The sequence below is a fragment of the Aestuariispira insulae genome, from assembly GCF_003385955.1.
GTDB classification, from domain to species: Bacteria; Pseudomonadota; Alphaproteobacteria; order UBA8366; family Aestuariispiraceae; genus Aestuariispira; species Aestuariispira insulae.
The window spans coordinates 1-20,608 of record NZ_QRDW01000006.1 but is presented as its reverse complement, the minus strand read 5'-3'; the positions used below and the strand labels follow the sequence as shown (position 1 = coordinate 20,608).

The following is a 20,608-nucleotide window of genomic DNA, read 5'->3' as shown; positions in this document are numbered from 1 at the left end:
CGGTTATCATCAGCTGGGGGTTCAAGTGCAGCGGCATCCTTCATCCGGCATGGCGGCCAATATGGCATCCATGGTTTTTGACCGCGCAGAGCGGCATTATGCCCGTCTGGAACTGGATCAGGCGGAAACGCTTTATCTCGACCTGCTCCGCCATAACCCGGAGGCCCCGGAGATCCTGTTCCGGTTGGGGCGCATTGCTCATCAGCGCCACAATTACAAACAGGCCAAGATCTTTTATCGCAAGGCGATAAAGGGCAATGACAGGTTGGACTATCTTCATCGTAATCTGGGGATGACACTTTGCGAGCAGGGTTTGCTGAAGGAGGCGGAAAAACCCCTCCGCCAGGCCCTAAAAATTGCCTCGGACAATGGCAGTAACCATACCACTCTGGGTTATCTGCAACGGCTGAAGGGGGACATGGCCGCCGCGGAAGCCAGCTACCGCAAAGCGGTGGAGGTTGCGCCGGATAATGCGGATTGCCACAAGGAACTGGGTTATTTCCTGCTTTTCAAAGGTGACTATCGCGAAGGCTGGGCGCTGCATGAATATCGTTGGCGCGGACAGCGGCTGACCTCGGCGGTTTTCCAGGGCGGCAAGCCGCTTTGGGATGGGGTGGCGATGGCAGGCGAGGTTCTTTTGATCCATGCGGAACAGGGATTGGGCGATACGATCCAGTTCCTGCGCTATGTGCCCTTGGCAGTGGCGCAATCAAAGGCATCAAAGGTCATCCTGCGGATCCAGGCCGGACTGCTGTCGTTGCTGCCGGATTTAGGGGGGCAGGTGGAAATCCAATCGGCGGAGGAAGGCCTGGTGGATTTTGATCGGCATTGCCCGTTGGAGGCTTTGCCGCACCGGGTTTATGCCGATGGGCCACTCCGTGACTTTCCAAAACTGTGCCCGGATCCGTCACAAGCGCTGGCTTTGCAACCGGGCCCCTTGAAAATAGGCCTGGCATGGGCTGGAAATCCGATCCAGCCCAATGACCACCGGCGTTCAACCACTCTGGCAAAGCTGATGCCGGGCTTGCAGGCGCTGCACAAGCGCTTTGGCAATATAGAGCTGATCAGTTTCCAGCGGGACATAAATGAAAAGGACCGCGCTTTGATGGCAAAATGCGCCTTCATGCGGGATTGCGGGTATCTGGACATGGCAGCGATTGCCGCCACCATGCCGGGCCTGGATCTGATGATCACGGTGGATACGGCCATGGGCCATCTGGCCGGGGCCCTGGATGTGCCGACCTGGCTGCTGTTATCCAATGTTCCCGATTTCCGCTGGGGCCCAACAGGCGATCAGACCTCCTGGTATCCAAGCCTGCGCCTGATCCGCCAGGAAAAGGACGGCGACTGGGCCGGCGTGGCGCGGCGGATTGGTGCGTTGGAGGTTGAGAAGCGGGCTGATGCAACGGGTGTCTGAATCGGGCGCGATCGAAACGGTTTGGTGGGATTGGGCTTTAAGGCTCAGATAATGAAGACTTTATGGTTAAAGCTGTTTTCTCCACGAAAATCCTGCCTGACTATGATGACTTACCGGAAATCCATTATCATTTTCCGTGCAGTTATCTGAATCAGGTGTCCCAGGCCATTGGTGACTGGATCCTCTATTCCGGGCCGCGGCGGTCCAGCGGCGACCTGATGAGCGCTGGTGGCCGACAGCGCTATTTCGCGACCGCAAGGCTGGTGGAGATTCTGCCTGATCCAGTCCTGGAGGATCATCATTATGCCAGGGTTGAGGGCTATCTGGAATTTGACCGGCCGGTAATGTTCCGTCAGGGCGGAGACTATTATGAGAGTAACCTGCAAAAAGCTGACGGCTCCACCAACAAGGGCGCGTTTGGCCGATCCGTGCGCCTGTTGGAAGATCTGGAATATGACCGGATCCTTAAAGCGGGTTTCCGTGCTGATGAAATGGATTTCATCCCGGATATCTCGGAGGATGGGGAAGAAGGGCGGTTTAGCTTGGGCGAAGAGACGGCCACCTTCGACCATGGCGTGACCGAACGCCCGATGGTGGAACGCCTGCAGCGCCGCCGTTTTCGCGATCATGCCTTTGCCCGCCAGGTCAAACAGGCCTATGGCAATCAATGCGGCATCACGGGATGGAAGATCATCAATGGCGGTGGACGTCCGGAAGTGCAGGCGGCCCATATCCGCCCGGTGGCGGACAAAGGCCCCGATTCCATCCGCAATGGCATCGCGCTCTCTGGCACGGTCCATTGGATGTTCGACCGCGGCCTGATCAGCCTGGAGGATGATTTCACCATCCTGACCGCCAAGGACAAGGTGCCCGACACCATAGACCGGCTGATCCGCAAAGAGCGCAAACTGATCCTGCCTGAGAACCCGGATTTCCGGCCGCATCCAAGATTCTTGGACTATCATCGGCGGGTGGTTTTTAAGGGGTGAAGTGGCGCACCCGAGAGGATTCGAACCTCTGGCCTCTGCCTTCGGAGGGCAGCGCTCTATCCAGCTGAGCTACGGGTGCATCTCTGTCGCATAAGGTGGCGTCTCTGCGGAGCGCCGCGAACCGGGGTTGTATATCGCGCCCGGACCGGCTTGAAAAGATGAAAATTGCATATTCCCGATTTGGCGCGCCACAATCCTGATTGCGGCCACAAAAAATTCCGGGGCTCAGGGAATTATCCCCCAAGGGCGGCGGCGTGGCGGCGGTCCGGGCGGTATCCCGGCCCAAGGGCGGTTTTTTGCGCCTTTTCCCTTGCGGGCGGCTGAGGCTTTTGTCAAAATGTGATCACAAATACGCCGTGGCGGTTGCGGAACGGAACATGGCGGCGGCAGTACAGGCTGCGGGGCTGATTGACACTATCCTGGCCTTGCGGCAGCATCGCGCTTAGACAAATCAGGCCCGGTCCAACCGGGCTGCAACAATCCGGATCAAAGGCGGCCCTGGCGCTCCAAGGCCCCACAGGGACATGACAAGACGGAAGGCACATTCATGCGATATGAAGCACCCGGCACCATAGAAGAGGCGGCAACCCTGCTGGCCCGGGAAAGCGGGATTGCCCGCGTCCTGGCGGGCGGCACGGATCTGTTGGTGCAATTGCGCGCCGGCATGATCGAACCGGACCTGGTGGTCGATGTGAAACGCATCCCGGCCATGATGGACATTGTGGAGGAAAACGGCGGTTTCCGCATCGGGGCCGGGGTCAGTTGCGCGCGCATGGGCGAACATGCGGCCCTGGTCGCGGCCTGGCCCGGCGTGGTCGAAGGGGCGGAATTGATCGGCTCCACCCAGGTGCAGGGCCGCGCCACCATGACCGGAAACCTGTGTAATTGCGGCCCGGCGGCGGATTCGGTCCCGGGCTTGGTTGCGGCCAAGGCGGTGGCCACCGTGGTCGGTCCGGAGGGCCGGCGCGAGATCCTGGTCAAGGATATCCCGGCGGGGCCGGGCAAGAGCAACCTGAAAAAAGGTGAGATCGTCGAGAGCATCTTCCTGCCCAAGCGGCCGGAACGCTCGGGCGATGCCTATCTGCGCTTCATCCCGCGCACCGAGATGGATATCGCCGTCGTTGGCGTCGGCGTCAGCCTGACCCTGGACGCGGATGGCACCATAACGGAGGCCGGTGTCGGCCTTGGCGCGGTTGCGCCCACCGTTCTGGATGTCGAGGATGCGGCGAAAGCCATCATCGGCTCCAAACTGGACGAGGCGGCGCTGGAGAAATTGGCGGCGGCGGCAAGTGCTGCCTGCAACCCCATTAATGACAAGCGCGGCACCATTGAGTTCCGCGTGGACGTGGCCGGTGTGCTGGCAAAGCGCGCGGCGAAAATCGCCTACAAACGGGCGGGAGGCAAATAATCATGAGCGGCATTCACGTTTCCACCACCATCAACGGTGACCAGATCGATTATGTCTGCGAGCCGGAAGAAACCATGCTGGATGTGCTGCGCGACCGGCTCGGCATGACCGGCGCCAAGGAAGGCTGTAGCACCGGCGATTGCGGGGCCTGTTCAATCACCGTCGACGGGCGGCTCACCTGTTCCTGCCTGATGCTGGGCGCGGAAGCGGGCGGCCATGAAATCGGCACGGTCGAAGGCGTGGCGCAAGGCAATGAACTGCACCCCGTGCAGCAGAAAATCCTGGATCATGCGGCCCTGCAATGCGGGGTCTGCACACCGGGCATTGTTGTTGCGGCCAAGGCTTTGCTGGAAAAGAATCCGGACCCGACCGAAACAGAAGTGCGTTACTGGCTGGCGGGCAATCTGTGCCGCTGTACCGGTTATGACAAAATCATCCGTGCGGTGATGGATGCCGCCCAAGAGCTCAGGAGTGCGTGATCATGGCTGGTAACCAGGAATTTGACGCAGACCGCGCCCAGGATTTCCGTGTGGTCGGCACCCGTCCCGCCCGTCCCGACGGTATGGATAAGGTGACCGGCAAGGCACGCTTTGGCGCGGATATGAATATGCCGGGTCAGTTGATCGGCAAAATCCTGCGCTCACCCCATCCCCATGCCCGGATCAAATCCATTGACGCCTCCGAGGCCCTGGCCATGCCAGGCGTTAAGGCCGTGGTGACGGCTGAGGATTTCAATGCCGATGCCAAGGACCGGGATGTGCTGACCAACATCATGGCGCGCGACAAGGCGCTCTATGAAGGTCATGCGGTGGCGGCGGTGGCCGCGACCAGCCGGATCAAGGCCCAGCAGGCGTTGAAGCGAATCAAGGTCAATTATGAGATCCTGCCCCATGTCACCGATGTGGATGCGGCCATGCAGCCGGATGCGCCCATCCTGCATGACGATATGTTTACCCAGGGCCTGGACGAAAAACCGGCCAAACCCTCCAACATCAACGCCCGCCATGAATTTGGCCATGGCGATGTGGAGAAAGGTTTTGCCCAAGCCGATATCGTGATCGAGCGCGATTTCAAGACGGCCGCCACCCATCAGGGCTATATCGAGCCCCATGCCTGTGTCGCCAATGTTGGCGCCGATGGCATGTCCGAGCTCTGGGTCTGCACCCAGGGGCATTTCCATGTGCGTTCGCAATGTGCCAGCCTGCTGGGCATGGACGTCTCGCGCCTGCGGGTGACAGCCTCCGAGATCGGCGGTGGTTTTGGCGGCAAGACCACGGTCTTTATCGAGCCGGTGGCCCTGGCCTTGTCCCGTAAAGCAGGCCGACCGGTCAAGCTGGTGATGACCAGGGAAGAGGTGTTCAAGGCCTCCGGCCCGACCGCCAGCTCCTCCATGCGGGTCAAAATCGGTGTGAAGAAGGATGGCACCATCACGGCGGGTGAGGCATCTCTGAATTACCAGGGCGGGGCCTTCCCCGGTGCGCCGGCGGATTTCGGCGCCATGTCGGCCTTTGCCTGTTATGACCTGGAAAATGTGAAGGCGGTTGCCTTTGACGTGGTGACCAACCGCCCGAAAGGGGCGGCCTACCGGGCGCCGGGCGCGCCCATGTCGGTCTTTGCGGTGGAAAGCGTGGTGGATGAACTGGCCAAGGAAATCGGCATGGACCCGTTTGATCTGCGCCTGAAAAACGCAGCGCGCGACGGTTCCAAAAGCTCTTATGGTCCGAAATTCGGCAAGATCGGCCTGGTGGCATGCCTGGAGGCGGCCAAGGCGCATCCGCATTATGCGGCGCCTTTGGGCCCCAACCAGGGACGCGGCGTGGCCAGTGGCTTCTGGTTCAATTTCGGTGGAGAGACCTGCTCGAATTTGAATGTCAATGAAGACGGCACCATCACCCTGGCGGTCGGCACCCCGGATATCGGCGGCTCGCGCGCCAGCATGTGCATCATGGTGGCGGAAGAGCTGGAGGTCCCTTACGAGCGGGTGCGTGCCATCGTGGCCGATACCTCGGCGCTTGGCTTTAACGACACCACCGAAGGCAGCCGGGTGACCTTCTCCAGCGGCATGGCCCTGATCAAGGCCGCACGCAAGGCGAAGGAAGAAATGTGCAAACGAGCCGCCATGATGTGGGACATACCGGCCGAGGCGGTTTATTGGGCGGAAGGTGCCGCCCATCCCTCTGGTCCCAATGCCGGTGATTTCGAGCCAATGACCATTGAGGAAATCGCAGGCTCTGCCGCCAAGACCGGCGGGCCGATTGCGGGCCATCATGAATATAACGCCGACGGGGCGGGGGTCAGCTTCGGCACCCATATCGTTGATACCGAGGTGGATCCGGAAACCGGCTATGTCAAAATTCTGCGCTACACCGTGGTTCAGGATGCGGGTAAGGCGATCCATCCCGATTATGTGGAAGGCCAGTTCCAGGGCGGCGCGGTGCAGGGCATCGGCTGGGCCCTGAATGAGGAATATATCTATGGCGAGGATGGCCGTCTGCAAAACGCCACTTTCCTGGATTACCGCCTGCCGGTGGCGTCTGATCTTCCCATGATCGACACGGTCATTGTCGAAGTGCCGAACCCGGGCCACCCTTATGGGGTGCGCGGGGTTGGCGAGACCGGCATCGTGCCGCCGCTGGCGGCGCTGGCCAACTCGGTCTCGGCGGCGGCGGGTGTGCGCCTGACCGATCTGCCCATGTCACCGCCGAAGGTGTTGAAAGCCATCGGTGCCACCAAACTGGCGGCGGAATAAGGCAATGCCGGTCCATCAGGTGACGCTTTCGGGGATTGTGGCCAAGACAGCCGGGCTGACCGCGCTGGAGCTGGAGGGGAACAACATCCGCCAGCTGCTGAAATCCCTGGAAGCCGCCTGCCCGGATCTCGGGCCGCTGATCGCGAAAGGGGTGGCCGTCTCCATTGACGGCACCCTCTATCGCGACGACTGGTTCCAGCCGATCCCCGAAGGTGCGGAGGTCTTTGTCATTCCGCGCCTGGCAGGGGGGTGAAGAAAGAGCCTAAGGCTAGATGATGCTATTGGCGCTGCTTTCTCCTGGCTTAGTCAAGTCCTTTGCATCTCCAAGCTTCTCCTTTTACGGAGGTCCAGCCGTTATTAGATTGAAAATCCTGCCAAGTCACGTGTGTCGCTTGTATTTGCTCGGCTTGCTCCATGGCTTCAATCTTGGCTTCATTGATTCCGTACTTAATCCACACTCCACCTTTATCGGATTGACCGAAAACGATACCTGCGCTCTTGCAATCTTTCACGGCGTCTGGTCCTGCTGCGAGCACATTCCCGTGCTGTGTGACTGGTACTGTTTGACAAGCCCCGAGCAACAATGCTCCGAAAACTACCGATCGCCTCATTTCAATCTCCCCCGTTGAATTTGTGGTTTTTCTATCGCTGATTGAGCCCTGTGACAACTCGGGTCACTAATCCTGAAGCTAAGATATCTCGTCAAAATCTGGGGATTGTCCACTGGGACTCAAGGTATCATATAGATGTACGGTAGGATTTCTCTAAGGTGTCCTGTTATCTCAGCCATGGTACGGGATTCAAGTGTAACACGCACATCAACTGGTTCCCGGCACTACCCCAGCCGTGCCTTCAACCCCGCCAGGTAGTTTTCCACCAGCGCATGGGCCAGCGCCCTTGTATCCTCGTCCGAGACAATTTCCAGCTTGTCAGCATTGGCCAGCTGGCAGATGCCGTGCAGGCTGGACCAGAGCACGCGGGCAGAGAGCTGGCATTCCGGATGGTCCGGTTCCGGGAAAAGCGGTGCAAGCGCCGCCTCCAGCAGGGAGAGAACCCGCGCGATCCGCGCCCGGTACCAGTCAGGCAGGGGCGTGCCGTCGGGCAGCTTATGGTCGAAAAGCAGGGACCAGAGCCGGTCATTCCCGCCGATGAAATCAAGATAGGCGTCCAGCAGCTGGCGGATATCCTTCTTCGGCTTGCCGGATAATGCCACTTCGCCCAAGCGGTCATGCAACTGATCCAGCGTGCCCGCATTCACATGCAGAGCGATCTCATCCAGATTCTTGAACAGGTTATAAAGCGTGCCCGCGGAATAGCCGATCCGCTTGGCAATATTGCGCGCGGTCAGGCCCTTCAGCCCGTCATGCACCGCAATATCACGGGCGGCCTGCATGGCCAGCGCATAGAGTTCTTCTCGGTTATGGTCGGACCGGCGGGCCATGGTTTTTCCTTAAAATTTGAACATCGTTCATTTTACGGTTGCGCCCCTGATCAGTTCAAGCTATATAAACTGAACAGCGTTCAATAAATGATGTTCAGAAAATCCGCGAAAGCGGTTTTGTTCACGCTAAAAAATGAACGATGTTCATTAAAAGAATGAAAGGACGGTATCATGTTGAGTAAATCCCAGTTCCTTGCTGCCTCCATGGCCACCATGGCCGGCATTCTGACAATCTTTCTATCAAGTTACCTGATGCAGGCAAAACCGGCGGCAACTTTTTTACCGGACCTGATCCAGGTCCTGGAAAACCGGTTAAACCCCTTTGCCCGATAGCGGGACATCCCCTTTTTCATCTGAATATTGAACGGCGTTCATATAGAGGAGAAATCCAATGATATCCTTGAAACGAAAACTCATGACAGGGATCTGTCTCTCGGGCCTGCTGGTGGCGGGCACGGCAACCCTGACCGACGCGCAAGCGGCCGGTCTGCTCACCCCCGTCCATGGCGGGCAAGCGCCGCTGGAGATTCGGGACCACAAGGTCGATGTTGTGATCGAGGATGGCTATGCCATCACCACGGTGGAACAGGTTTTCACCAATCCCCATGGCCGGGATCTGGAAGCGGTCTATTCCTTCCCCGTCCCGGAAAAGGCCGCGGTCAGCAGCTTCACCTATTGGATCGACGGCAAGCCGGTTCAGGGGGAGGTGATGGAAAAGGCTGAGGCCCGCAAGATCTACGAAGAGGAAAAGGCCAGCGGCCGCGAGGCGGCGCTGACCGAGCAGGATGACTATAAAACCTTCGATATCTCGGTCTGGCCGGTACGCGCTGGCCAGGATGTGAGGATCCGCCTGGGATATATCCAGCCAACCCATATGGATACCGGTGTCGGGCGCTATAACTATCCGCTGGAAGAGGGCGGGGTTGATCCTGAAAAAATGTCCTTTTGGACGTCCCAGGACCAGGTGACGGGTCGGTTCTCTTTCGATCTTACCCTGCGCAACGGCTATCCGATCGAAGCCCTGCGCCTGCCGAAACATCCCCAGGCCCAAATCACCCGCCTGAAAGACCATGAATGGAAGGTGCATCTGGATAACGGTGTCCGGTTGGCCGGTTATGAAGGCGATGGGGAGGCCGTGGCGATTGATGGTGGTCAGGGCGAAATCGCCCTGAAGAGCCAGCCGTTCCGCCTTGACACGGACATCATCACCTATTGGCGGCATCAAGACGGCCTGCCTGGATCCATCGACCTGATCACCCATAAGCCGGAGGCGGGCAAGCGCGGCACTTTCATGCTGGTGGCGACACCGGGGGATGATCTGGCCCCGATCACCAAGGGGCGTGATTGGGTCTTTGTACTGGATAAATCCGGCTCCATGGAGGGCAAGTTCGATACACTGCTGGAAGGGGTTGAGCAGGCGCTTCACAAGGTGCCGCCCAACGACCGCTTCCGGATCGTCCTGTTTGACAGTTCGGTGCGTGAGCTCACAAGGGATTTCCAGCCCGCGACCGAGGCGAATGTCCGCTCGATGATCGATCTGTTGAAAACCGTCCGGCCCGATAATGGCACCAATCTCTATGCCGGGATGGCCACGGGGCTCAAGGGACTGGATGCCGACCGCACGACGGGTCTGATCCTGGTGACCGACGGGGTTGCCAATGTGGGAGAAACGGAAAAGCGGAAGTTCCTGGAATTGGTTCAAAATCAGGATGTGCGCCTCTTTACCATGATGATGGGCAACAGCGCCAACCGGCCGTTGCTGACCCAGGTTTCGAGCGAATCCGGCGGCACGGCGCTGGCCCTTTCCAACAGTGACGATATTGTCGGTGCGATCATGTCCGCCACCAGCAAGCTGGGGCATGAGGCGCTGCATGATATGTCGGTCGATATCGATGGGGTCAAGGTGACCAGCCTGGAGCCACAGCGGATCGGCAGCCTCTATCGTGGCCAGCAATTGGTCCTGTTCGGCCATTATTGGAAAGGCGGGGAGGCGGATGTGACGATCCGGGCCAAGATATCGGGCCGTGATGTCACCTATCAATCCCGTTTTCCCTTCCCGGAGACCAGTGACGAGAATCCCGAGATTGAGCGTCTGTGGGCCTTTGCTGCCATTGAAGGCATGATGAAGGATGATGCGACCTTCGGTGCTGATGAGGACCGAAAGCAGGCGGTGGTGGATCTCTCGGTCGAGAACGGAATCGTGACACCCTATACCTCCATGATCGTGCTGCGCGAAGAGGTTTTCAAACAACGCGGCATTGACCGGAAGAATAAGGATCGGGTTGAAAGTGAGCAGCTGGCCCAGGCCGCGCGCGCCCAGGCTCAGGTCACCAGCAACCGCGTGGACCAACAGACACCGGCCTTTCAGAAACCGCGTCCCAGCTACAGCGGCGGTGGCACCAGTGGCGGCGGCTCCAGTGCGCTTGGCCCGTTCTGGGCGGTCTTCATGGCTCTGCTGGGTGGGGTGGCGCTGCTGTCCCGCGGGAGGCGGAAATGACCGGTTGGATTATGGCTGGCGAGGAAAACCGGGGCGGTCTTACGCCGCCCTGGTTCACCCTGGGTGGTCTTGCCGTTCTTCTGGCGCTGGCTGGTGTGGCGGGCTTTGTGCCCGAAATCTTTACCTACCACCGTGAGGCGATTGTCGGCGGTGAATATTGGCGGCTGGTAACCGGCCATCTGGTTCATCTGGATCCGCAGCATTTGCTCTGGAACGGTCTTGCCTTTGTGCTGATCGGCCTGTTCCTGGAAATGATTGCCCGCTGCCGCGCCGCTCTGCTGGCCCTTGTCTCAGCAGTGCTGATGGTGGTTTTGGATGGCTATCTCTGGCTGGGCCGTCCGGACATCGCCTATTATTGTGGTCTTTCCGCGATATTGAACGGCCTACTGGCTTTTTGCCTTGTGGCGTTGCGCGATGTTCTGGACCGACGCATTTGTTGGCTCTTTGCCTTGGGTGCGCTTTTCAAGATCGGCTATGAAATGCTGAGCACGAACAGTTTGGTGATGGATCTGGCCTGGCCCGCCATGCCGGACGCCCATCTGGCGGGTTTCCTGGCTGGCGGGGTTCTGGGCCTGATCTGGGCTGCACTATCTTCTATTTGGGCTGAGTTTCGGATTTTGGTGCCGGCAGGAAGGGGTAAAGATGCTGCTTGATGATGCCCCGGGGCAGCGGGTCGCCAACGGTGCCGTATTTTTCCGGCCAATGCTGCCCCGGCATGAGGTAAGTGCCAAAAATTTTGTCCAGCAGCGGCAGATGGGCGGCATAATTCATATCAATCGCGATTGCGTCCGACGAATGATGCCAGTGATGAAACTGCGGTGTGGTGATCAGATAGCGCAGCGGACCGAAATTGCCGCTGAAATTGGCATGGATGAAGACCGCCTGGAAACTGGCGAAGACCACATAGATATCCAGTGCCTCTTTCGATGCACCCAAAAGGTAGATCATCACCATGGAGAAGGATCGCACGCACAGCGTATCCAGAAAATGGGTGCGCGAACCGGCCAGCCAGTCCATGTTTTCTGAACTGTGATGTACCGCGTGAAAGCGCCAGAGGAACGGCACCGTGTGGAACAGGCGATGGACCCAATACTGCGCAAAATCGGCGGCAAAGATCAGACCGATCACCTGAAGGATCAGCGGCAGGTCCTGGATCCAGGCCTGGAAGCCGGCGGACACCGCCCAATTGAAATAGCTTGGCGCAAAACCGTTCACGATCAACAGGATCACACCGATCATCAGATGATTGAAGGCGAAATAGACCAGGTCATGGCCCCATTCCGGACGCAGGATCGCCTGTTCCCGATATTTCGGCCAGAGCTTCTCAATGAAGATAAAGACGGTGGCCGTGGCCAGAAGATCCAGCACCAGCCAGTCCAAGCCTGCAAAATACGCAGTCGGCTCAATGGCTGGGCCCTCGGCCCAATAGCCGCCCAGGGCAAAGGCGGTCAAAGTCGCCAGAATGCCAACCGCCCCCAGCCGTTTGCGCCGGTTCAGGATAAAGGTCAGCAGGCCGAAGGTGATCGAGGCCCACATGCCATATTTCAGGATCTCGCGCAAAAGGGCGGGATCATAGGCGGCGCGCAGTTCCGGTGTGGTGAGGTAGCTTGGGAATTTGTAACAAAGCACAGCCAGGATGCTCAGCAGGCCGAGCGCAACGGAGATAAAGCCGCTGATCCTACCTTCGCCCATGCGAAAGGCGCGATCGCTCATATCCTCGGTCTGGCGTTTTGGAAATTCGGCCTGATTCATTCATTTTCCCCCTGTTCGTCTGGCCTTCCCACGATGAAGGGAATTCAGACGGTTTGTCATGATGCTGTCATAAACGCATCAGGGGCGCATAGGCAATCTCCAAGAAAGCTATGCTGTGAGGCTCTCGGGGTCAAAGGTGGTTTTTTCCATATGCCGGTAACGCGCGAACTGGTCCTTGATCAGGGATAGTCGCACTTCCAGTGGCGGCGGGTTGTCGATTTCCAATAGCGGTGTGCGCAGCGGGTCAAAGGCTGGATTTTGAAATTCCAGGGACAGGCTCATGCGCGGCACTTCTGAGCGGCCGGTAGCACGGCCGCTCCAATGGAACAGATCCTGAGGCCAGCCCAGCACAGACCCGACTTTTGCGGGCAGTGGCCGCCCCTGTCGATAATCGATGCGGTCCGGATCATCTAGCGGTGGATCATATTGGTTTTCCACGCTTCTGGGCAGTACATGCATGCAGCCGTTATCCTCGTCCGCGTCGGTGAGCGGGACCCATAGGGACAGGCTCATCAGCAGATGGCCGCCAAGTCCGTCCGGGAAACGGGTTTGCGCCTGGCAATCGCGATGCGCGGGCCAGCCGCGCGAACCGGCTTCGGTCGAGAGATGCCAGGCCCAGAAATTGGGCAGCAACCGATAATCGTCGCCGAGGAAGCGGCTGACCAGAGGTCGGAGCGCAGCAAACAGATGCCAGGGCTGATCATAAAGATAGATACAGACCGGCGGCAGACCGTTAGCGGCCAGATTACATATCCCATCGCGCAATGGTGTGACCCAGGCATTGTCGAAAACCGGGGGCAGTTGAAGATAGCCTTCTTCTTCCAGATTTCGTGAAACGGTGGCCATGTCGGGCCAGCCTCCCATAGGCGGACGGCTGGCCAAGTCTGATTGACCGATTGTCAGATGGGGATTGATCTGTGCCCAGTCAGGCATGATGTGGGGCGCTCCGTCTTAACTTTGCCGCTGGTTTATCCGCTGGCGCGGTGGCTGACCAGCTTTTGATTCACTCTTCTTTTACCTCGCTCGGCTATCCTGAAAACCTGACGCTGCGCTGTGAACCGGAAGTAACAGGTATCGGGAGACACCGATGATCGGTCGTATCAGAGGCATATTCGCCAGAAGTATATGCGGTTGTTGCCTGATGATGATCGCTGTGGCGATGGTTGTGCCGTCGCAGGGTGGGGCCTGGGGCCAGACTGTGTTCCTGGTGACAGGCAATGAATATGCTCCTTTTACGGATGAAACCCTCCCGGAAGGCGGTCTATTCACTAAGATCGTGCGGATGATTTATGATCGGAACGGAGAGGCCGTGGAGTTTGCGTTTCGTCCCTGGAAACGGGGATATCTGGAAACGTTGGAAGGTCGCTTTGAGGCGACATTCCCCTATATCCTGACCGATGAACGGGCCGAGGCATTTTATTTTTCCGCGCCGGTCCTGTTTGTTCTGGTCCAGCTTTACACCAAGTCAGACAGCGATTTTTTCGCCGATGAATATAATGATCTGACCGGACGGCAGACCTGCCTGCCGAATGGCTATGCCAACACCACGCGGATTGAGCGGCTGGTGGAGCAGGGCAGACTCAAACGGGTCACGGCAACTTCCATGGCCAGTTGTCTGCGCCGTCTGGCTCAGGGACGGGTTGATTTTGTCGAACTGAACAATTTTGTCGCGCCGACCGTAATTCGTGAAACCGGTTTGGTGCCGGGTGTCTTCCGGGTGCTTGAACTGACCACGGATAAAGTGGGGCATTATGTTCTCTATCCGAAGAGCGGGCCCGATGCGGGAAACAAGCGGGACCGGTTCGATGCAGCCTTGGAAGAAGTGCGAAAAACCGGTGAGCTTGACCGGCTTATTGAAACCTATCTTCAGGGCCTGAACCCAAATTCATGAAGCATGCTATCAAGTCTTTCTTGCTTGTTAGAGGAGAAACAGGCTAATTGTTGCCTGCATAAGTAGTTCATTTTATCAAAATTCTTTGAAAATGCGGTAATACTGCTTGTGTGACCTATATGGTTCATGTGTTATTAAGTCTTAGAAGGCATAATAGCCGGGTCTGGATACTGAGGGGCAATTGGTATTCAGGGGGTTGTGATGGTCGTTGAAACACCTGGCGGTTCTGGAACCGGCAATGTTAGCGAATCACAGTCGTTAGGGTCCGATGCGACCCGAGCAATTGATGTGATTGAAATCACCGGGCCGGAAACGGTAACGGTGCCTCATGGTTTCTTGATCCTGGATGCGGAATATTCCCGCAGCGGCCAGGACATGATCCTGGAAGGGCCTGACGGATCAACCGTTGTGCTGCAGGATTATTATAACCAGGATATTCCCCCTGATCTGATCACCGAAAGCGGCGCAATGATTACCGCCACAGTCGCTCAGCGGCTGGCGGGTCCTCTGGCGCCTGGACAGGTTGCGCAGACCGGCCCCTCCGAAGTCCTCGGCGAGCCGATCGGCGAAGTTGAAAATGGCGTTGGCACGATCACGGTGACCCGGGCCGATGGCACCAAGGTGCAACTGGCAACCGGCGATCCGGTTTTTGAAGGTGACATCATCCAGACCGGCGCAGATGGGTCCCTTGGTATTATCTTTGTGGATAAAAGCACCATGTCCATGGGTGAGGATGCCCGCCTCGTCATGGACGCGATGGTTTATGACCCCAGCACCAATCTCGGCACCCAGGTGTTTAACGTGGTGCAGGGCGCCTTTGTCTTTGCCAGCGGTGTTATCGGCAAAAATGATCCCGACAGCGTCACCGTCACAACCCCGGTGGCGACCATTGGGATCCGCGGCACCAAATACGGGATCAATGTCAGCGCCCTGGATGGCGAATCCACCATCACTGTTTTTGAAGGCGCAGTGAATGTCTTCAACGATGGCGGCCAGTCCGTGCTCAGCGCCTTTGGTGACAGTGTCACCATCAGTGACATTGGTGGCGTGCACAGTGATGTCTTCTTCATGGATGACGGCGCGCAAAAAGCGACTTACGGCAATGCGCTGTCCTATTCGCCGAAACAACCGGATATCGATCCCTCCGAGATCAAGGATGCTAATGACAGTGCCGAGGTGGATTTAGATGCCATCGCGGATGAATTGGAAGGCATTGAAACCGCGGCTGGGCCGGAGGCTCAGACCAGCGGTGTGGCGGATATCGAATTTCTCAATAATCTCGATAACGATATTGGGGGTGAAGACGTCGATGGTCCGGAAACCCTCGGCGGTAGCGGCGGCGGTGGCGGCGGCGGTGGCAGCGGCGGCGGTTCCAGTACTCAGTCTGGTCAGACAGCTCAGTCTTCCGAGACCGTTGATGAAGATCTTACTGCCGAGCCGGGGACGGTTACCGTGAACAGCATCTCTGCGGCAGACATTGAGGCTGCGGCGGAAAATGATGAAACAATTACTGTGTCTGGCACGGCGATCGGCGGTGATATTTCCGAAGGTGATGAAGTCAGTTTCACACTTGACGGTCCGGATGGCCCGATCACCTATACAACCACTGTGGATGCAGATGGTAACTGGCAGGCGGATGTGCCGGGTAGCGTGCTGGGGGATGATACCGAGTTTGAAGTCACAGTCTCTTCTTCGGATGCGGCTGGCAATACGGTTACCAGCACCGGGAACGGCATTGACACGAATCCAAGCGACACCCAGCCTGAGCCAGGCACTGTTACGGTGGATGCAATCACCGAAGATGATCTGGTGACGGGAGTAGAATCTGAAAGCGATATCACGGTTTCCGGTACTGCGACCGGCGGTGATATTGCCGAAGGTGATACGGTCAGCTTCACCATCAATGGCACCGATTATTCCACGACGGTTGGTGCCGACGGCACCTGGTCTGTGGATGTGGCCGGGTCCGATCTGGCGGCGGATCAGGCATTCACCGTTTATGTCTCTTCGACCAGTGGCGGCGGTGACGCGGTTACAAGTTCCGGTGTTTCCGTCCATGGGGCGGATACCGAGGCCGACGCAGGCTCTGTCACAGTAGATCCGATCACCAGTGACGGCATTCTCTCGGCTCAGGAAACCGGCGGCGATGTGACCGTTTCCGGCATGGCGGCCGGCGGTGATATCTCGGAAGGCGATACGGTCAGGTTCACCGTGAATGGCACAGACTATTCGACAACCGTTGGGGCCGATGGTTCCTGGTCCGTGGATGTGGCGGGAACGGATCTGGCGGCGGACACGGAATTTGAGATTAATGTTGTCTCCACCGATGCTGTCGGGAATGAGGTCACCTCCAGCGCAACTTCGACCCATACGGTTGATACGCAAGCGGAAGCCGGGACGGTCACGGTTGATGCCATCACCAGCGATGATGTGGTTAATGCGGCGGAAGCCGGCGGCGACGTGGCCGTTTCCGGTACCGCAATCGGCGGCGATATCTCGGAAGGCGATACGGTCAGTTTTACCGTGAATGGCACAGACTATTCGACGACCGTTGGGGCGGATGGCACCTGGTCCGTGGATGTTGCCGGTTCCGACCTGGCAGCGGACACGGAACTTGAGATTAATGTTGCCTCCACCGATGCTGTCGGGAATGAGGTCACCTCCAGCGCAACTTCGACCCATACGGTTGATACTGAAGCGGAAACGGGCACTGTCACGGTGGCCTCCATCACCAGCGATGATGTGGTTAATGCGGCGGAAGCCGGCGGTGATGTGGCGGTTTCCGGCACAGCGACGGGCGGTGATATTTCCGAAGGCGACACGGTCAGCTTCACGGTTAACGGCACGGATTATTCCACCACGGTGGGGGCGGACGGCTCTTGGTCCGTGGATGTTGCCGGTGCCGACCTGGCGGCGGATACCGAGTTTGAGGTCTCTGTTGACTCTTCCGATACGGCAGGCAACACGGTTACCTCCAGCGCGACCTCGACCCATACGGTTGATACGCAAGCGGAAGCCGGAACGGTCACGGTTGATGCCATCACCAGCGATGATGTGGTTAATGTGGCGGAGGCCGGAGAGGATGTCACGGTATCCGGTACCGCGGCTGGTGGCGATGTTTCAGAAGGTGATACGGTCAGCTTCACGGTCAATGGTAAGGATTATTCCACCACGGTGGGGGCCAATGGCACTTGGTCCGTGGTTGTTGCTGGTGCCGATCTGGCAGCGGATACCGAGTTTGAGGTCTCTGTAACCTCCTCTGATGCGGCCGGAAACACGACCACTTCCAGCACGACCTCAACCCACATGGTTGATACCCAAGCGGAGGCCGGGACTGTCTCGGTTGATGCGATCACCAGTGATGATGTTGTCACGGCCACGGAAGCCGGGGGTGACATTACCGTATCCGGCATGGCGACCGGCGGCGATATCTCGGAAGGTGATACGGTCAGTTTCACCGTGAACGGTACCGATTACACCGCGACCGTTGGGGCAGATGGCTCCTGGTCTGCAGATGTGGCGGGAACGGATCTGGCGGCGGATACTGAGTTTGAGGTCTCTGTTGCCTCTTCCGATGATGCCGACAATACGGTTACTTCCAGCACGATTTCGACCCATACGGTTGATATCGGTGCGGATGGCGTGACACTGACCGCAGAAGAAGAAGTTACCGCAACCGATTCTGATGGCCTGGGCGGGGACGATTCCGTCGACGGGTCGGCTTCGGACAGTGACCAGCATCTGCGTGGCGGTGGTGGTGATGACATGATCGCCGGCGGTTCGGGCAGCGATGTTTTGGTTGGTGATGGCGAGCCGGATAATCTGGTCACCGCGCCGCTTGGTATTGCGGCGGCACTGGTGGACGATAACGAAGCGCTTACAGTCACCATCAGCGGCGTCCCCGAAGATGCCGTTTTAAGTGCCGGGACACAGGATCCCGACGATCCGACCGTTTGGACATTCACGTCGGCGGAAGAACTGGATGCGCTGGGCAGTGTGACCATCACGATGCCAAGTGATGCGGAAGGCTTTGATGTTACCGTGACCGCCACGGGCACGGAGACCTTCAATGGTGAGACGGCTTCAGAAAGCCAGACCATTTCCGTGACAGTTGCCGAATTTGAAGAAGGTGACGATGTCATCACCGGTGGTGCCGGGGATGATACGCTGATCGGCGGCGGCGGGGATGACACGCTGGATGGCGGTGTGGATGTGGATGATGTGCGCGGCGGTGACGGCTCGGATACCGGTCTCTTCACCGTGGGTGAAGGCGGCGAAGGCGAGATTTATGACGGCGGGGACGGCACCGACAGCCTGGTGGTCAGCTATAGCGCGGAAGATCTGGAAAATCCGGATATTGTGGCCGCCCTCCATGAATTGCAGGATTTCATCGGCAATCCGGACAATGCCGGTGTCGAACAGACCTTTGATGCCCTTGGTCTGACGGTCAAAAACTGGGAAAGCCTGACCCTTGATGGGCCGGAATTGCCTTCTGAGGCAACGGTAACCGGTGACGATAGTGTTGAAACCACTGAAGACAGCGTCACGACCGCAACCGGCTCGCTTTCCGTAACGGATCAAAATCCGGGAGAGGCCTATTTCCAGACCCAGGATGGTACCAGCGGCACTTACGGTTCCTTCTCGATCGATGCGGATGGCAACTGGTCTTATGACCTGAATAATGACGCCACTGATGTTCAGGCGCTTGGCGCAGGCGACAGCCTGACCGAAAGCTTCACGGTCCTGACCGGTGACGGCACGGAAGAGACCGTGACCATTACCATCAACGGCACCGATGATGCGCCGGAAATTTCCGGTGATGACAGTGGTGCCGTGACCGAGGATACCACCCTGACCGCCAGCGGCACACTGACCGCGACCGATGCGGATGCGGGCGAAAGCGGCTTCCAGGCGCAGAGTGATACGGCGGGTTCCTATGGTTCCTTCTCGATCGATGCGGATGGCAACTGGTCTTATGACCTGGCAAATGATGCCACTGATGTTCAGGCATTGGGCGCAGGCGACAGCCTGACCGAGAGCTTCACGGTCCTGACCGGTGACGGCACGGAAGAAACCGTGACCATCACCATCAACGGCACCGATGACGCGCCGGAAGTGTCCGGCAGTTTCGCCGGCGCGGTGACGGAAGGCGACGAAGGCGATGTGGCCACCGCCACCGGTACCATTGCGATCAGTGATATTGATGCGGGCGACAATCCGGTCTTTGAGGCCACCTCGGAGAGCGGTGCCTATGGTTCGCTGGAACTGGATGGCGACGGCAACTGGACCTATACCCTGGATCAAGGCTCCGTACAGGATCTGACGGCGGGTGAGGTGGTGACCGACACCATTACCCTGACGGCGAGCGATGGCACGACCCAGGATATCACGGTGACCATCACCGGCACCGACGATGATGCCATTGTCAGCGGTGATTTCACCGGTTCCGTGGAAGAGGACGGCAGCGCCCGGGCCACGGGCAGCCTGTCTATTGACGACGCCGACAATGCCAATGCGGATTTTGTCTCCCAGAATAATACCGAAGGTTCTTACGGCAGCTTCTCGATCACGCCGAGTGGTAACTGGACCTTTAATCTGGATAATGACAATGCGGATGTGCAGGCGCTGGGTGATGGCGAGAGCCTGACCGAGACCTTCACGGTTGTCACTGATGAGGGTGTTGAGAGCCAGGTGACGATTACCATCGACGGCACGGATGACGCGCCGGAGGTATCCGGCAGCTTCACCGGTGCGGTCTCTGAAGGTGACGCGGGCGATGTGGCCACGGCCACCGGCACCATTGCGATCAGCGATATTGATGCCAGTGACAATCCGGTGTTTGAAGCGACCACGGCCAGCGGCGAATATGGCTCGCTGGAACTGGATGGCGACGGCAACTGGACCTATACGCTGGACCAGGGCGCGGTTCAGGGGCTGAATGAGGGCGATCAGGTCACCGATACGATCACTCTGACCGCGACTGACGGCACAACCCAGGACATAACCGTGACCATCAACGGCACCGATGATGCACCGGAAATTTCCGGTGATGACAGTGGTGCTGTGACCGAGGATACCACCCTGACCGCCAGCGGCAGCCTGACGGCAACCGATGCGGATGCGGGCGAGTCCGGCTTCCAGGCGCAGAGTGACACCGAAGGCACTTACGGTTCCTTCTCGATCGATGCCGATGGCAATTGGTCTTATGATCTGGATAATGACGCCACTGATGTTCAGGCGCTTGGCGCAGGCGACAGCCTGACCGAAAGCTTCACGGTCCTGACCGGGGACGGCACGGAAGAAACCGTGACCATTACCATCAACGGCACCGATGATGCGCCGGAAATTTCCGGTGATGACAGTGGCGCTGTGACCGAGGATACCACCCTGACCGCCAGCGGCACACTGACCGCGACCGATGCGGATGCGGGCGAAAGCGGCTTCCAGGCGCAGAGTGATACGGC

The 20,608-nt window shown here is 58.4% G+C and carries 15 protein-coding genes and 1 tRNA gene; 11 read left to right on the top strand and 5 right to left on the bottom strand.

The features are described from left to right. The first annotated feature begins 25 nt into the window (after positions 1–25). Both DFP90_RS14600 and DFP90_RS14595 read left to right on the top strand, forming a co-directional pair. Positions 26–1,417 carry a tetratricopeptide repeat protein gene (locus tag DFP90_RS14600; RefSeq protein ID WP_147301023.1) on the top strand — a complete coding sequence of 464 codons (1,392 nt, stop codon included), beginning with the start codon at positions 26–28 and terminating at the stop codon, positions 1,415–1,417. Positions 1,418–1,479: 62 nt separating this feature from the next. After that, on the top strand, positions 1,480–2,406 hold the full coding sequence (locus DFP90_RS14595) for an HNH endonuclease (protein ID WP_115937250.1): 927 nt from the start codon (positions 1,480–1,482) through the stop codon (positions 2,404–2,406). Between the two features lie 2 nt (positions 2,407–2,408). Here the strand turns inward: DFP90_RS14595 and DFP90_RS14590 are convergent. Next, positions 2,409–2,485: transfer RNA gene (locus tag DFP90_RS14590), tRNA-Arg, on the bottom strand. A gap of 468 nt (positions 2,486–2,953) precedes the next feature. Between DFP90_RS14590 and DFP90_RS14580 the strand changes: the two genes are divergently transcribed. From DFP90_RS14580 to DFP90_RS14565, 4 genes are read left to right on the top strand one after another with little or no spacing between them, the layout of a single operon-like run. Beyond that, on the top strand, positions 2,954–3,814 hold the full coding sequence (locus DFP90_RS14580) for an FAD binding domain-containing protein (protein WP_115937248.1): 861 nt from the start codon (positions 2,954–2,956) through the stop codon (positions 3,812–3,814). Between the two features lie 2 nt (positions 3,815–3,816). Then, positions 3,817–4,293, top strand: coding sequence for a (2Fe-2S)-binding protein (locus DFP90_RS14575; RefSeq protein WP_115937247.1), 477 nt, complete (start codon positions 3,817–3,819; stop codon positions 4,291–4,293). Positions 4,294–4,295: 2 nt separating this feature from the next. Beyond that, positions 4,296–6,563, top strand: a complete 2,268-nt coding sequence (locus tag DFP90_RS14570; RefSeq protein WP_115937246.1) for a xanthine dehydrogenase family protein molybdopterin-binding subunit — start codon at positions 4,296–4,298, stop codon at positions 6,561–6,563. A 4-nt stretch (positions 6,564–6,567) separates the two neighbouring features. Continuing rightward, complete coding sequence (locus DFP90_RS14565; RefSeq protein ID WP_115937245.1) at positions 6,568–6,816, top strand: MoaD/ThiS family protein; 249 nt, start codon at positions 6,568–6,570, stop codon at positions 6,814–6,816. Between the two features lie 49 nt (positions 6,817–6,865). Here the strand turns inward: DFP90_RS14565 and DFP90_RS14560 are convergent, their stop codons facing one another. Both DFP90_RS14560 and DFP90_RS14555 read right to left on the bottom strand, forming a co-directional pair. After that, positions 6,866–7,174, bottom strand: coding sequence for a hypothetical protein (locus tag DFP90_RS14560; protein ID WP_115937244.1), 309 nt, complete (start codon positions 7,172–7,174; stop codon positions 6,866–6,868). Between the two features lie 224 nt (positions 7,175–7,398). Continuing rightward, complete coding sequence (locus DFP90_RS14555; protein ID WP_115937243.1) at positions 7,399–8,004, bottom strand: TetR/AcrR family transcriptional regulator; 606 nt, start codon at positions 8,002–8,004, stop codon at positions 7,399–7,401. A gap of 171 nt (positions 8,005–8,175) precedes the next feature. On the opposite strand from DFP90_RS14555, the gene DFP90_RS22925 reads away from it, so the two are divergent. The 3 genes from DFP90_RS22925 to rrtA are packed head-to-tail and all read left to right on the top strand — an operon-like array spanning position 8,176 to position 11,154. Then, positions 8,176–8,337 (top strand): hypothetical protein, encoded by a 162-nt coding sequence (locus DFP90_RS22925; RefSeq protein ID WP_181905372.1) that lies wholly within the window; start codon positions 8,176–8,178, stop codon positions 8,335–8,337. Between the two features lie 58 nt (positions 8,338–8,395). Beyond that, positions 8,396–10,501: a VIT and vWA domain-containing protein gene (locus DFP90_RS14550; RefSeq protein WP_218044686.1), complete on the top strand. Its 2,106-nt coding sequence runs from the start codon at positions 8,396–8,398 to the stop codon at positions 10,499–10,501. Continuing rightward, entirely contained in the window at positions 10,498–11,154 is a 657-nt protein-coding gene (gene rrtA, locus DFP90_RS14545) for a rhombosortase (protein WP_115937242.1), read from the top strand. The genes DFP90_RS14550 and rrtA overlap by 4 nt, the downstream gene beginning before the upstream one ends. Here the strand turns inward: rrtA and DFP90_RS14540 are convergent. Next, the gene (locus DFP90_RS14540; protein WP_115937241.1) at positions 11,096–12,253 is read right to left on the bottom strand and encodes a sterol desaturase family protein; all 1,158 of its coding nucleotides are present in this window, start codon (positions 12,251–12,253) and stop codon (positions 11,096–11,098) included. The genes rrtA and DFP90_RS14540 overlap by 59 nt on opposite strands. Before the next feature lie 108 nt (positions 12,254–12,361). Further along, positions 12,362–13,186, bottom strand: a complete 825-nt coding sequence (locus DFP90_RS14535) for a phytanoyl-CoA dioxygenase family protein (protein ID WP_115937240.1) — start codon at positions 13,184–13,186, stop codon at positions 12,362–12,364. A gap of 208 nt (positions 13,187–13,394) precedes the next feature. Here DFP90_RS14535 and DFP90_RS14530 point away from each other — a divergent pair, with 208 nt between their 5' ends. Together DFP90_RS14530 and DFP90_RS14525 are read left to right on the top strand one after the other, a co-directional pair. Beyond that, positions 13,395–14,144 carry a substrate-binding periplasmic protein gene (locus DFP90_RS14530; protein WP_181905371.1) on the top strand — a complete coding sequence of 250 codons (750 nt, stop codon included), beginning with the start codon at positions 13,395–13,397 and terminating at the stop codon, positions 14,142–14,144. Between the two features lie 201 nt (positions 14,145–14,345). Beyond that, positions 14,346–20,608 (top strand): VCBS domain-containing protein (locus tag DFP90_RS14525; RefSeq protein WP_115937238.1); only part of this gene is annotated, 6,263 nt, incomplete at its 3' end.

Bases quoted from the DNA above. Each gene is read 5' to 3' on its own strand.
- DFP90_RS14575 (WP_115937247.1), top strand. From the start codon at position 3,817: ATGAGCGGCATTCACGTTTCCACCACCATCAACGGTGACCAGATCGAT.
- DFP90_RS14560 (WP_115937244.1), bottom strand. From the start codon at position 7,174: ATGAGGCGATCGGTAGTTTTCGGAGCATTGTTGCTCGGGGCTTGTCAA.
- rrtA (WP_115937242.1), top strand. From the start codon at position 10,498: ATGACCGGTTGGATTATGGCTGGCGAGGAAAACCGGGGCGGTCTTACG.
- DFP90_RS14580 (WP_115937248.1), top strand. From the start codon at position 2,954: ATGCGATATGAAGCACCCGGCACCATAGAAGAGGCGGCAACCCTGCTG.
- DFP90_RS14555 (WP_115937243.1), bottom strand. From the start codon at position 8,004: ATGGCCCGCCGGTCCGACCATAACCGAGAAGAACTCTATGCGCTGGCC.
- DFP90_RS14595 (WP_115937250.1), top strand. From the start codon at position 1,480: ATGGTTAAAGCTGTTTTCTCCACGAAAATCCTGCCTGACTATGATGAC.
- DFP90_RS14570 (WP_115937246.1), top strand. From the start codon at position 4,296: ATGGCTGGTAACCAGGAATTTGACGCAGACCGCGCCCAGGATTTCCGT.
- DFP90_RS14535 (WP_115937240.1), bottom strand. From the start codon at position 13,186: ATGCCTGACTGGGCACAGATCAATCCCCATCTGACAATCGGTCAATCA.
- DFP90_RS14565 (WP_115937245.1), top strand. From the start codon at position 6,568: ATGCCGGTCCATCAGGTGACGCTTTCGGGGATTGTGGCCAAGACAGCC.
- DFP90_RS22925 (WP_181905372.1), top strand. From the start codon at position 8,176: ATGTTGAGTAAATCCCAGTTCCTTGCTGCCTCCATGGCCACCATGGCC.
- DFP90_RS14550 (WP_218044686.1), top strand. From the start codon at position 8,396: ATGATATCCTTGAAACGAAAACTCATGACAGGGATCTGTCTCTCGGGC.
- DFP90_RS14530 (WP_181905371.1), top strand. From the start codon at position 13,395: ATGATGATCGCTGTGGCGATGGTTGTGCCGTCGCAGGGTGGGGCCTGG.
- DFP90_RS14540 (WP_115937241.1), bottom strand. From the start codon at position 12,253: ATGAATCAGGCCGAATTTCCAAAACGCCAGACCGAGGATATGAGCGAT.